Here is a 12,703-nt window from a genome sequence, read left to right on the forward strand (position 1 = left end):
ACTGACAGCCTCCCTTGGGACAGCTCCTCTCCTCCAACCTCGCTCGGCGGAACGACCTGCTGGCAAGCCCGGGATGTGGGCGCACCGACCCATCTCATCACCGCAGGTCACACGACTGCGCGAACCACCCGGCCGAAACCTGCGCAACCGACGCAGAGGTGATTGCGCATCACGCGCAGCCGGCCGCGTGGTCCGCCTGCGCAGACCTGCACATCCCCCAAGCCACTGCGCACTACCGCAGACTCTCTGGCCACGGATGCGCGATGAGCGCAGGCGTGCATGCGCAATGAGCCCAGGGCTCGCATGCGCAGTCGGCTGCGACCAGCCTCTATCTGCCAGCCCAACCACCGCCTGCGCACTCCTGCGATCCATCATGGTCGGGACCCTGGTCGCTTATGGTCAGGGGGTGGTGCGCAGGTCTGCTCAGTGGGTTTTGGCGGCAGACAGCGATCAGTGCGCAAACGTCTGACTGACCGCATGGTCCCCCTCCCCCAGCCGGCTGCGCACCGCTGTGACCTGCTGTGGTCGGGCCTCTCAAAGGATCGCGGTTCGGGCCGCATCCGCCATGGTCCGGTCCCGGCCGGTGCAGGCACCGGTGCCGTGCAGCCTTGGCGTGGTCGGTGAGTGGTGTGGGGGCCCAGAGAACCCATTGCGCAGGTTCAAGCCCTGCAGAATCGCCCATGCCGCGACCTGCGCAATGCTGTGACCTGCATGGTCCGGCCTGTGGTCCGGCTCGTGGTCCTGCCTGTGGTCCTGCCTGTGGTACGGCTGGTGGCCAGGGCTGCAACACCCCTGCTCCGAGGGGTGGCCCAGGCACCGCACTCTTCGTGTAGCCGACTCCATCGCGCGCGCCTCGACGCACCACAGCCCCCACCGCCCCGCACCACAGCGCCCACCACCCCCCGGACCACAACCACCAAGACCCCCATCACTGCAGGTCACGGCATTGCACATCCCACCAGGCCGAAGCATGCACAACGGCACGGCCCTTGCGCACCGGCTGAAGCCGGCTGCACCCGCCGCACTGCGCAGCCTGCGCATACTGAATCGTCCCGGTGCGCATCCTGCCTTCCACGCGGGGTCAGGCGCCGGCCGGGCGGAAGATGGACCGCCCCATCGAACTGTGCCCCGCCGTGCACCGCCGGCTGCGGCCGTGCCATCGCCCCCGACACCGGCCGGGCGCGCGGTATTCCCCTCAGGGGACGATGGTTGCCCGGCCGCGGAACAAGCACTCGTGTTGGGTGTCAGGTGCCGAGGGCCTCAAGCACGCGGTCTGTTTCTGACAGGTCTGCCAGTACATCGTCGGCGTCCCGCAGTTCGTCGGCCGCGGTACGGCCCGTCGCGACGGCGACCACCCGAACGCCTGTCTCCAGACCGCCAGCGACATCGGCAGGCGTGTCCCCGATGAAGACCACGCTCTTCGGGTCTGCGCCGGCGCGCGTCAGGGCGGCGCGCAGGAGTTCCGGCCGTGTCTCCCCGTCTTTCGCGTAGGCGCCTTCTTTCAGCAAGACGGGCTGCTCGACGGGTTGCCCACCGGATTCTTCCGCCACCCTCCACTCATGCCGAACACCTCAGGCAGGCGCGGACTTCGCGGCCGCTGCGCGTCTGGTGGACCTCGGTCGACTGGGCGAGGTACTGGACGATGGTGGTGCCGCGGCCGTGTTCGTCGGGGGCGATGTCGGGGCGACGGCGCTCCACGGCCATGCCGGAGTCAGTGACCACGATGTGCAGAGTGCCGTGGTCGAGGACGAGCAGCAGGGTCATGCGCTCGCGCCCGTACTGGGCCGCGTTGGTGGCGAGTTCGTCGACGATGAGCACGGCGGAGTCCCGCTCGCTTGCAGGCACGTTCCAGGTCTCCAGCAGATCGGCCGCGAAGTGGCGGGCGGCGGAGACGTGCGCCTCCTGCGCGGGCAGGGTGAGCAGCGCCTGGTGGCGGCAGGACTGGCCGAGCAGTGAACTCGGGCGGAGGGAATCGGTCACAAACATGGTCTTCTGTCTCTTCTGTGGATGTGCGGAGGCCGGAACGGGGGGACCGCGAACAACCTCGGGGAGGTTGGTGGGCCGGATCCTGCATGGGCGCGCTCATTCAGTTCCACGGGCGACGGATACCGTACGGTTCGAGTTATTCGCACCTTTTGCCCGACTTCTTTCGGCTCACGTCAATACCGACGGCCGGGCTCAGCCCACTCGCCTCTGCCAGAGCTCGATCGATGCCGTACTCGGCCGGGCAGGGCACCGGCAGCTCGGTCCCCTCGCCCGATCGTCGGCGCACTCACGCATCAAGTCGGCTGAGGAACAGGCCTGTTCATGGGAGCCGGCGGCAAGGGTGACCAGCTCCCAAAACCGTCGGCGCGCCGCGATAAGGACCTGGGCGCCGGCTTGGGGCTCCTTGCGGCGGAGGCTGAGGTGGATACCGTCGGCCCCCGCCCATGTCCGCAGTCGGCGCCCGAGGGATCCCGGCGCCGGGTGGCCGGCCTGCCACTGCCGAAGCCGCGTGATGGGAGCGGCAGCCCCGCGACCGAGCCGCAGAACTGCCCCGGCGCCGACACGGTCCCCCGATGACAGGCTGTTCTAACGAAGCAGCCGCAGCACTCGACCGGCCCGGGGACGTGCGGCTCCACAGCGGCCGGATCGCGCGGATGGCCCCTTGCCCCCACCTCTCGAACCGCTGGTCGTACACCCGGACGGCCTTCACCTCGATCAGCCCGGCCGCGATGGTGCCCTTTCCCGGCCGGTGGCAGCCGCTGCGACCAGCCGCCGTCACCGCGGACGGGGTGTCAATCAGCCCCTCGGCCACAGAGGCGCCGGTGTCGGCCTCCGGGGCCGCCGCCCTCATCTGCCGGGCGCTCTTGTCGGACGGTCTCGCGGATCCCGGAGCCGTACGGCGTGGTGACGTCGGCCGGTTACGCCTTACGCCCGGATGGTGACCAGCTTCTGACCGTCGCCTGCGTGGATCTCAAAGTGCTCGATGGCTCCCGGGGACATGGCAACCGCCCCTGGGATCGTGGTGCCGGGAGGGTACTCGCCTGCCCGCCAGGTGGCGACGTCCGTCCTGGCGCCGCCGGGCCCGACCGCCTGCAGCCGGCAGGTGATTCCAGCGGGCGCGCCCTTGGCGGAGACCTGCAGGACACTGCCCCAGACAGAGGGGTAGACCTTCACCGAGGCGGAGACGCCGGTGGTGGGGTCGCTTCCGGAGAAGGTGCGCCAGGCGGTCGGCGCGGTCGGCCCGGGCGGCGTCGCCTGACTGCCCACGGTTCCGACAGCCGCCAGCCATGTGCCGCCGACCGCTGCCGCGATGAACGTCAGGGAGGCGGCGGCACCGGCCAGTTGCAGACGCCAGGTCCTTCGGCGCCGGGCCGCGGCCTGCTGCAGCAGCCTCTCCAGCACACCGGCCCGTGATGCCTGTGGTGCCTGCGGTACCACAGGCACGGCGGGCCGTGGGGGCGAGGAGCCTTGCGCGCTCTCGGCCGCCCGTGCCACCAGCCGGTCGGCCAGGTCCCCGTCGGCCGTCGGCGCCGTCCGGCCCGCGACTTCGGCAGCGGTCACCGTCGCCAGCAATGCGGGCAGTCCCGCCAGCCGGGAGTGTTCGGCTCGGCACTCATCGCATTTTGCGAGGTGGACGCGCACCTGTTCCATTTCCGCCGAGGGCAGCGTCCCCAGGACGTATCCTCCCAGCGCCAGCCTGAGGGCGTCGTGCTCCGCACTCATGGTCGCCACCTCCTGCACGCCGCGGTCATGGCTCGATTCCCCGTTCCTGCAGCGCCAGCCGCAGGGCGTGGAGGGCGTAGTACGTGCGTGACTTCACGGTGCCCAGCGGGATGCCCAGCACCTGTGCGGCCTCCACCATGGTCCGGCCCCTGTAGTAGGTCTCCAGCAGCACCGCGCGGTGGTCCGGGGACAGTGTCCGGACGGCGTCGGCAACCGCCCAGCTCTGCAGTGCCTGCTCGATCTCGTCCTCGCCCGGTGTCTGCTCGGCGGCTCGCTCCAGCACGTCGCCGCCGACCTCGGCCGGCCTGGCCTGCCGGGCCCGGTGGGCGTCGATGACCAGATGCCGGGCGACCGTACACAGCCATGCCCGGGCCGGGCCGCGTGCGGGGTCGAACGCGGCGGGATGCTGCCACGCTCTCAGCAGCGTCTCCTGCACCACATCCTCCGCCCATTGCCGATCTCCTGAGGTCAGTCGCAGCACGTAGTGGAACAGGGGCCCTGCGTGCTCGGCGTAAAGGGTCCGCAGCAGTTCCTCATCCGCGGTCGAAAGGGTCCCTTTACCAGAGACACGGTGCGCGGAGCGATCCGGGTCGGTCCTTGGACCACGTTTTCGGGGACTCCAGGACATAAGACGATCATCGCGCATATGTACTGCTTTGTCCTCTAACGCACGGCGCGATGCGGGTGACACTCTGCGAGCGCCGCGGGCGGCACTCCGTGCCAGGCCTCACGGCACCGCCAGGATCGTGCGCGCTCAGCGCCCGGGGGAGACGGGGCGATCTGGGGGCGATGCCAAGAACTCCCATAAAAAGTGCATATAGGTCGAACCGTGGGGGCCCTGTCGCCCGTGGAGCCAGACGAGAGCCAACTTACGCGCACTTGCGCATCGATTCCCCACGCGACAAAGGACGGATCAGAGGTGACGGAGATACACCACGCGACGCACGCGCTCCTGGCGCCGGCCACGCTCGCCCCACCCCCGCGCATCGAAGCCGGCGCCACCGCGCAGCCCCGGCCCGTGCCCAGCGCACACCACGGCGACCGCTCCGCGCAGCGCTCGACGTGTACAGCGACCGAGAGCCGCGCAACCACCAGGGCAGAACTCCACCCGGCCCAGGGTGCGCACGACCCGTACGGGCACAGCCTGGCCTGCGACGAGTCACTCGCGCCCCCTCCCCCGCATGAGGAACTGCCGTACGCCGCCTGTACCTTCGCGGCACGCAAGGGCGGATGCGCAGCGCGGGGCACGTCGAGGCGAGCGGCCGGCATGCAGTATCACTGCCCGTTCGCCGGGGCCGCGAGGGGCCTGCGGCCATGAACACGGCATCCACCACACATCCCTGCGGTTGCCTACGCCTACCCGGCGCAGTCCCCGTCTCCGCCTGACCAGTGAGGAACGGACAACCATGTACCTGAACTTTCGTACCGCCGGCCGGCGATCACGGGCCACGGCCGGGCTGGCCGTCGCCACCGTCGCCACCGCCGCCACCGCCGGCGCGCTGGGGCTCGTCAGCTCATCCGGCCAGTCCTCGCATTCCTCGTCCACCGCAGCCGCCGTCATCACACCCGGTCCGGGTCAGCACCGGACGGCCGGGATGCCCGGTGCCATAGGGCCGGGGAACACGGCGGGCTCCGCTCCGGGCGCCTCGCCGATGCCCAGCATGAGCATGCCCATGAGTCCCTCGGCCACCGGCGCGCCGGCCGCGCCGGTGGCCGAGAACGCCGTAGCGATCAGGAACTTCGCATTCTCCCCGGCCACGCTGAAGGTCAAAGCGGGCACGACGGTGACCTGGACCAATCAGGACACGGACGCTCACACCGTCACCAGTGCCAAATCGGGCGGCCCGCTGCATTCCGCCGCCCTGGCCATCCATGCCACCTACAGCTACACGTTCACCAAGCCGGGCACCTACGCCTACCTCTGCACCATCCATCCGTTCATGACCGCCACCGTGGAGGTGACCTGATGACCGACTGCTACGACAGTCACGACGGAGCACCGGCCGACGACGCCGGTCGGCCCCCTACGGAACACGGTATGACGAGGCGTCAACTGCTGCGGCACGCAGGGTGGTTCGGCGGCGCGGTGGTGCTGACCGTGGCCAGCGGAGAGGTGATCAGCCACATCGCGGACTCCCGGGACACCCATGCCGAAACCGCCGCCGGGGCCGCCGCAGCGGGAAGCGGCGCGCTGCGGTTCGTGCAGGTCTCCGACAGCCATATCGGGTTCCAGGGCCCGGCGAACATGGACGTGGCCGGCTCCTTCACCGAAGCGATCAACCAGGTCAACTCACTCGGATTCAGACCGGACTTCGTCATGCACAGCGGGGACCTCACCCACCTGTCCACGACCGGGCAGTTCGACCAGGTCAAGCAGATGATGGCCGGAATGAAGACGGACCGAGTCTTCACCGTACCGGGCGAGCACGACTCCATAGGCGATGCAGGCCGTGCCTACCGGCGGACCTTCGGCATGGGCACGCTCGGCGACGGCTGGTACAGCTTCGACACCCACGGCGTGCACTTCATCGCCCTGGTCAACACCCTGAGCCTGGAAAAGCTCGGCCACCTCGGCAACGACCAGATCGACTTCGTTCGCAAGGACGTCGCCGGACTGTCGTCGGACACCCCCGTCGTGGTCTTCAGCCACATCCCGCTGTTCGCCATGTATCCGCAGTGGGGCTGGAGCACCGACGACGCCCTCAAGGTCATCGCCCTCCTGCGCCGTTTTTCCTCCGTCACCTGCCTCAACGGGCACGTCCACCAGCTGTTCACCAAGACAGAGGGCAACATCACCTTCCACTCCGCCACCACCACCGCGTACCCCCTGCCCAAACCGGGCCGTGCCCCCGCCCCCACCCCGCAGGTCGTCCCCGCCCGGCAGCTCAAAGACGCACTCGGCATCCGCAGCGTCGGCTACCGCCAAGGCGACCGCGAACTGGCCATCACGGATCAGAGGCTGGCATGAACGCCCGAAGACTCCTCGCCCCCGCCCTGCGCCACCCCGCACGCGGCGCTGTCTTGGCCGCGCACCAGCTCCGCCCGGTCCCGATCAGGCATTCGGCACGGGCGGACACCGGCGCTGGGGCCACGTCCTCCGCGTGCCCCAGCGCCGGCCCCACCGCCAGACCGATCACATCGGCACCGATGGAGACGTGCTGTTCGTCCGCTGCGACCGCATGCCCGTGTGGTCTTGCCGGTGCCGGGCCGGGCGCCGCGCGGTCGGCAGCGACGAGGCCCGCCCTCCGGTCACGACCGTCTGCCCGGCTGGAGCCGCTGCCGGCCCTGGGCCCAGCCAAGCAGCCCGACTCAGCCGGCAGCCCACGACTCTGCATATGTCGTCAGCACCTGCTGTCAGGTGAACCGATGCGGCGCTCAGTTCTCGGAGGGGATACGGGCAGCGATTTCCCGCGCCAGGCGGTCGGCCTCGGGTGAGATGGGGCTGCCCTGCTGCGCGACGGCCAGCAGCAGGTCAGCAGCAGGTCAGCAGATCATGTGCCTCTTCCAGGGTCAGCAGTGCCAACCGCTCCACGGTCTCGTCGATGGGTGTGAAATCGACCTCGCCAAGATCAGGCTGCTCGTCGTCATCCATGCAAGGCGCAACGCCTACAGGGCCCGACCGGTCACGGCCGGACCCCTGCAGCACACGCAGCCGAGATCACTCGCGGCCTGGTGGTGGTGATGGGCGGCCGCCTACGCGATGGAAAGCGTCAAGGGTTGCGGGCCAGGACGTTGTGGCCGCTCTCGCCACCCCGGACCGCCGCACTGGCAGCGGCGGTTGTGGGGCCGGCGCGACGCTGACAGCGGGCTGACACCACGCCGTGCCCGCGGCCGGGCGAGTGTCGCGGACTTTTCCGTTGCGGGAAGCGGAGTTTTATGGCCTCTGTGACGGCCCGTTAGCGTCCGTTTCATGGATTGGAATTTCCGGCCGGCCCAAGAGTTGGCGGCCGCATTGCGTGCTGGTGAGGTGTCCTCGGTGGAATTGACCGAGGCGGCGATCGCTGGGATCGAGCGGGATGAGGGAAGGATCAACGCAATCTGTGTGTCTGACTTCGATCGTGCGCGGGCGGCTGCGCACGATGCCGACCAAGCATTCGGCCGGGGCGAGGACCGGCCGCTTCTGGGTATTCCGGTGACGGTCAAGGAGTCGTACAACATGGCCGGGACGCCGACGACCTGGGGCATGCCGCAGTACCGGGACTTCGTACCGGCCGAGGATGCGGTACAGGTGTCGCGGCTCAAAGCTGCCGGCGCGGTCGTGCTCGGTAAGACCAATGTGCCCTTGGGTCTGCAGGATCTGCAGAGCTTCAACGAGATCTACGGCACCACCAACAACCCGTGGGATCACGGGCGTACGCCGGGCGGATCGTCCGGCGGATCAGCGGCGGCCCTGGCGGCCGGATTCGGCGCGTTGTCCATCGGCTCCGACATCGGCGGATCCTTGCGCACCCCCGCGCATTTCTGCGGCATCTACGCGCACAAGCCGACCCTCGGGTTGGTGGCGAACCGCGGTATGGTACCGCCCACCACGCCGGCCTTGCCGGTCGACCTCGACCTCGCCGTCGTCGGCCCGATGGCGCGCACCGCCCGCGACCTGATGCTCCTGCTCGACGTCATGGCCGGGCCGGACCCGCTCACGCGCGGCGTGGCGCACAAGCTGACGCTGCCGCCCGCACGCCATGAGCGGCTGAGCGACTTCAGGGTCCTGGTCCTGGACGAGCATCCGTTCATTGCGACCTCATCCGCTGTGCGGGCCGGTGTGAACCGGGTGGCCGACGCCCTTATCGATGCCGGCGCCCACGTCGAACGGCACACTGCACTGCTGCCCGACCTGGCCGAAGCCGCGACGCTCTACACACAGTTGCTGTTCTCCGGCACCAGTGCGCGTTTTCCCGACGACGCGTACGAGCAGCTGCGCAAGCGCGCAGCCGCACTTGGCGCGGACGATGAGAGTCTCGGCGCGGCGCGGCTGCGCGCCATGGTGTTCAGCCACCGCGACTGGATCCAGGCGGACAGCCGTCGCGAGGTCCACCGGCACGGCTGGCGGCAGCTGTTCGCCGAGTTCGACGCCGTGGTGTGCCCGATCACGCCGACTCCCGCGTTCGTGCACGACCACGACCCCGATCTGCTTCAACGCCTCATCGACATCGACGGCGTCGCATACCCCTACCTCGACCAGCTCGTCTGGGCCGGTCTGGCCACCATGCCCGGCCTGCCCGCCACCGCCATACCCGCAGGCCTGTCCCCCGACGGCCTGCCGGTGGGAGTACAGCTCATCGGCCCGATGTTCGAGGACCGCACCCCACTACGACTGGCCGAGCTGCTCGAACAGCAGATCGGCGGCTTTACGGCACCGGCGTAACGCGTCGTACCGGGTACCCGACGAGGACTGTGGCGCGGCGGCCGCCGCGGCCCGTATCTGCGGCGGGCGAAACATCACCAAGGCACTGCTCCCCGCCGACGGCAGCACCTGAACGAACAACCGTCTGCTGTGGCGCGGCGTGTCAACGCCGCGCCACAGCCGTTCCACACAGCCACATGCGTGCTCCACTGCAAGGCGTCACTGTCCGTCGAAGGCCGCCGACGAGGTGTCCAACGATGTCACACACGGCCGCCCGCACACGCCGTCGACGAGATGGGAAACTCCCGAGCCTGCGCACCACAGGGGGAGCCGACGAAATGCGGTGTTGCGGGTGACGGAATGAGGATGGTTCCGGAGGGCGACCACCCACTCTGTTGGGGCAAGAGCCGCCTCTACACAGTTGAACGATTTTCGGATCCTCGATCAGAAACCCCCGCCATGCTGCCTACCGCACCGCATCTGTCGTAACGCAGCCAGGGGTCGAGCGGCGGCTACGGGGACACGCGGTCAGTGCCGGCGAGCAGGGTGCGCAGGGGCATGGTGTCGGGCGTGTCGGCGACGGCCGCATCGAGTGCGTCGTCCATGGCCTTTTCCCACTCCTCGGGCAGGGCAAGTCCGGGGCGTCCCGACCACGCGATGTCGGGGGCGGCGTGTCCGGCCTCGGCGAGGCGCAGATGGACCATGCCCGCGAGCCCATCGAAGACCTTGGGCCGGATGAAGTTGCGGGCCGACAGCCCAACCAGTCGCGCCGCTTGCGGTGGCTTGGGTATGCGGTCGGCAACCGCCATCCACAGCAAGCCGCGGTCGAACGCGTCGAGTACCTCCTCCAGACCAGGCAACCCGGCATCGTCTTTCTGGGCCGGGGCGCCCCGGCGTGCGGGCGCTGTCTCGTCAGTGCCCTGCGCCTCGGATCGCAGCGCCCTGGCGACGGCGAGCTGCAGCGGCCGGGACCAGCCCTCGGCGTCGACGACGGCGCGGGCCATGACGAGGTCGTCCCAGCTCATGCGCCGCAGTTGCGTCGCCTCGGCCGGCAGCGTGCGTGCCTCCAGCGCGGTGAACACCCGGCCCGGGTCGCGCAGCAGGGTGAGCGCAGCTGGCGCGTCGGGCGACCCGTCGGCCCGCTCGTCGCCGGGGAGTTTCTCGATCAAGGCGATTCGTTCGGCGGTCGGCGGGTGCGAGTCGTATGGGTGCGGCCGCGGTGGACGCTGCCCGGCTGCGAGGGCGGCGAGGCGTTCCCCCTGCCGGGCGGCGAGCAGCCGCAGGAAGCCGCCGTGCACTTCGCCCACCGGCGGCAAGGCCCCCAGCGGCTTGCCCATCTCGGCGTACGTCTGCAGGTAGTGGGTGTGCGCGGAGTCGAGGACCGGAAGGGCGCGCAGCGCGGCAGCCGTCGCGTCACGGCCCGCGTGCCGGGCGGCTACCTGGTCGGCAGCAAGTTCCTGGTGGCGGGCCACGGACTGGGAGGTTCGCAGGAACATGCGGGCGTAGCCGAGATACAGGGCGCCGATCGTGTGGTGCAACGGGGTGCTGCCCTGGCTGAACACGTCCACCGTGTGCAGCACTGCCGTCCGGCCGCGCATGGTGACGCCGCCGAGCCGGGTGTCGAGGTTGGCGTAGTGCCCGAACTCGTGGGCGAAGACGGCACGCAGCTGGGGGACGGTCAGCCCGGCGAGCAGTGGCAGGCCCAGGAGCATACGGCGCCGTCCGGGCAACAGCCCCAGCAGGCGACTCTGTTCGGCGACGCCTGCGTTGACCTCGGCAACTAGGTAGAGTTCGTCCGGCGGCCGTTCCCCTATCTCCTTGGCGGCGGCGCGCACCTGTTCCCACAACTCGGGCTGGTCCTGCGACGTGACCGCCACCGCGTGTGGCACCGGACCCAGGCGCCCGGCTCGCAAGAAGACGAACATGCCCCGAACAATCGCCACCGCCAGCAGAACGGTGACGGCAAGGACCATGCCCTCGAGCCACGCCGCCCGCGCGGTGAGCAGACGCGTCACCAGCAGCCAGTCGAGCACCGCCATGACCGCCAGTAGAACCACGCCCATCAGATAGAAGCCGGCCAGCAGCACGAGTGCGCGGACAGCGCGCAGCCGGAAGTTCATCGGAAGGTCCCCCCACAGGACTCGGCCGGCCCGGACGAGCCAGCGACGCCCGCGGATCTTACTCCCAGCGTTCCGGCTGCCCCGGTACTCTCCACGCACGACAGACACCGCGCCCGCGCAGAGACCCTACCCAAGCCCGCGCCGGATCGCGGTCGTCCCTCCGCTCCGCTCCATCTAGATGGAAGCACTGGGAATCCCCAGGGCCTATCGCGGGATCTTCACATGATCAGAGGCGCGTTTGAGCAGGTCAGCGCATTCCGCCGGTTGCCCAAAGGGGGTCCACCCTCGGGGCAGACACGGCAACGCCGGCTTGCTGGACCGGTCTTCCCCCGGGACGAGCAGTACGTCCGACGGCCCGTGAACCGCCACTCCGAGAAGGAACAGGCCGCGGCTACCTACAGACGCGGCTTCGACTACCACCCACTGCCGGCGTCCTGGACAACACCGGCGAGGCCCTGGCCGGCGTAGTGGGGCCGGGCAACGCCGACGCCAGCACCGCCACCGAACACATCACCATCCTCGACCAAGCCCTCGCACAGATCCCCGACGCCCACAGCAAGTGAAACGCGCAGGTTAGCTCCGAGAAATATATGAGCATATGCTCTCATTGGGAGTGAGGGGAGCTGGCTTCCCCCGCTCAACACCCAGGTCGGATCAAGAAGGGCAAGGCGCACATGAGTGAGATCAGACCACGCTTCCGGCGGATCGATGGACTGTCCATCCGCTACGCCGAGAGCGACGATCTCCATGACGGGCAGGCACTGCTGCTGAGCCCGTTCCCGGAGAGCCTCTACGCCTACCACGCGACCTGGTCGCGGTTGGCCGAGCGCACCCACCTCGTCGCGGTGGACCTGCCGGGGTTCGGGCATTCCGAACTCCGAGAGGACCTGCTGACGCCCAGGGCGATGGGCGAATTCATCGTGCGGATCGCCGACGAGTTCGACATGGCTATGCCACACGTCGTGGGCCCGGACATCGGCACCAGCGCGATCCTGTTCGCCGCGGCCCAGCATCCCGACCGGTTCCGCAGCGCGGTCGTGGGCAGCGGTGCGGCGGCGGCTCCGCTACAGCTGGGAGGCCCGCTGCACGAGTGGGTGTACGCCAAAGACCTTGCGCCGTACCGGAAGCTGGCCCCCAAGGTCATCGTGGCGGCCGCCATCGACAAGATCAAGAGCTACGAGATGCCGGAGACCGTGCGCGAGGACTACCTCGGCTCTTACGTGGGCCAGCGGATGGTCGACCAGATGCCGTACCTGCGCGCCTTCCGCCAGGACCTGCCGGTCCTGCGCGAGTTGCTGCCCGGCATCCAGACCCCCGTACAGGTAATCGCCGGCCGCGACGATCAGGTGGTGCCGGTGGCGAACGCCGAATACCTGCACCAGTACCTGCCCAACAGCAAACTCGACGTCGTCGACGCTGGCCACTGGGTCTGGGAGGAAGCCGCTGGGGAATACGCCGGGATCGTCAACGACTGGTGGAGTCGAACTGCCCCCGGTCGGAAGACGACGCGTTGAGTCGGGTAGCGGTCGCGACC

The 12,703-nt window shown here is 69.4% G+C and carries 11 protein-coding genes; 4 read left to right on the forward strand and 7 right to left on the reverse strand.

Annotated elements, in window-relative coordinates; all coding sequences use genetic code 11:
• Window positions 1–1,244 precede the first annotated feature (1,244 nt).
• From ACSYGO_RS00130 to ACSYGO_RS00145, 4 genes are all read right to left on the reverse strand, one after another.
• Window positions 1,245–1,550 (reverse strand): HAD family hydrolase, encoded by a 306-nt coding sequence (locus ACSYGO_RS00130; RefSeq protein WP_460385343.1) that lies wholly within the window; start codon window positions 1,548–1,550, stop codon window positions 1,245–1,247.
• A 7-nt stretch (window positions 1,551–1,557) separates the two neighbouring features.
• Window positions 1,558–1,986, reverse strand: a complete 429-nt coding sequence (locus ACSYGO_RS00135) for an ATP-binding protein (protein WP_432177009.1) — start codon at window positions 1,984–1,986, stop codon at window positions 1,558–1,560.
• A 924-nt stretch (window positions 1,987–2,910) separates the two neighbouring features.
• A complete protein-coding gene (locus ACSYGO_RS00140; RefSeq protein WP_432177008.1) occupies window positions 2,911–3,708 on the reverse strand; it encodes an anti-sigma factor family protein in 798 nt (265 codons plus the stop codon).
• 25 nt (window positions 3,709–3,733) lie between these two features.
• Window positions 3,734–4,336 carry a sigma-70 family RNA polymerase sigma factor gene (locus ACSYGO_RS00145; protein WP_345657289.1) on the reverse strand — a complete coding sequence of 201 codons (603 nt, stop codon included), beginning with the start codon at window positions 4,334–4,336 and terminating at the stop codon, window positions 3,734–3,736.
• Between the two features lie 778 nt (window positions 4,337–5,114).
• On the opposite strand from ACSYGO_RS00145, the gene ACSYGO_RS00150 reads away from it, so the two are divergent.
• Both ACSYGO_RS00150 and ACSYGO_RS00155 read left to right on the forward strand, forming a co-directional pair.
• Window positions 5,115–5,675, forward strand: a complete 561-nt coding sequence (locus ACSYGO_RS00150) for a cupredoxin domain-containing protein (RefSeq protein WP_432177007.1) — start codon at window positions 5,115–5,117, stop codon at window positions 5,673–5,675.
• A 71-nt stretch (window positions 5,676–5,746) separates the two neighbouring features.
• The gene (locus ACSYGO_RS00155; RefSeq protein ID WP_460385345.1) at window positions 5,747–6,676 is read left to right on the forward strand and encodes a metallophosphoesterase family protein; all 930 of its coding nucleotides are present in this window, start codon (window positions 5,747–5,749) and stop codon (window positions 6,674–6,676) included.
• A gap of 407 nt (window positions 6,677–7,083) precedes the next feature.
• Here the strand turns inward: ACSYGO_RS00155 and ACSYGO_RS00160 are convergent, their stop codons facing one another.
• Window positions 7,084–7,179, reverse strand: coding sequence for a DUF6417 family protein (locus tag ACSYGO_RS00160; protein WP_460389651.1), 96 nt, complete (start codon window positions 7,177–7,179; stop codon window positions 7,084–7,086).
• A gap of 1 nt (window position 7,180) precedes the next feature.
• Window positions 7,181–7,300 (reverse strand): DUF6417 family protein, encoded by a 120-nt coding sequence (locus ACSYGO_RS00165; RefSeq protein WP_432177005.1) that lies wholly within the window; start codon window positions 7,298–7,300, stop codon window positions 7,181–7,183.
• 318 nt (window positions 7,301–7,618) lie between these two features.
• On the opposite strand from ACSYGO_RS00165, the gene ACSYGO_RS00170 reads away from it, so the two are divergent.
• Window positions 7,619–9,070: an amidase gene (locus ACSYGO_RS00170; RefSeq protein ID WP_460385346.1), complete on the forward strand. Its 1,452-nt coding sequence runs from the start codon at window positions 7,619–7,621 to the stop codon at window positions 9,068–9,070.
• Window positions 9,071–9,561: 491 nt separating this feature from the next.
• On the opposite strand, the gene ACSYGO_RS00175 is transcribed toward ACSYGO_RS00170, so the two are convergent.
• On the reverse strand, window positions 9,562–11,169 hold the full coding sequence (locus ACSYGO_RS00175; RefSeq protein ID WP_460385347.1) for a M48 family metallopeptidase: 1,608 nt from the start codon (window positions 11,167–11,169) through the stop codon (window positions 9,562–9,564).
• A 674-nt stretch (window positions 11,170–11,843) separates the two neighbouring features.
• Between ACSYGO_RS00175 and ACSYGO_RS00180 the strand changes: the two genes are divergently transcribed.
• Window positions 11,844–12,683, forward strand: a complete 840-nt coding sequence (locus ACSYGO_RS00180; RefSeq protein ID WP_460385348.1) for an alpha/beta fold hydrolase — start codon at window positions 11,844–11,846, stop codon at window positions 12,681–12,683.
• Window positions 12,684–12,703: the final 20 nt, after the last annotated feature.

It is taken from the genome of Streptomyces krungchingensis (assembly GCF_054729265.1).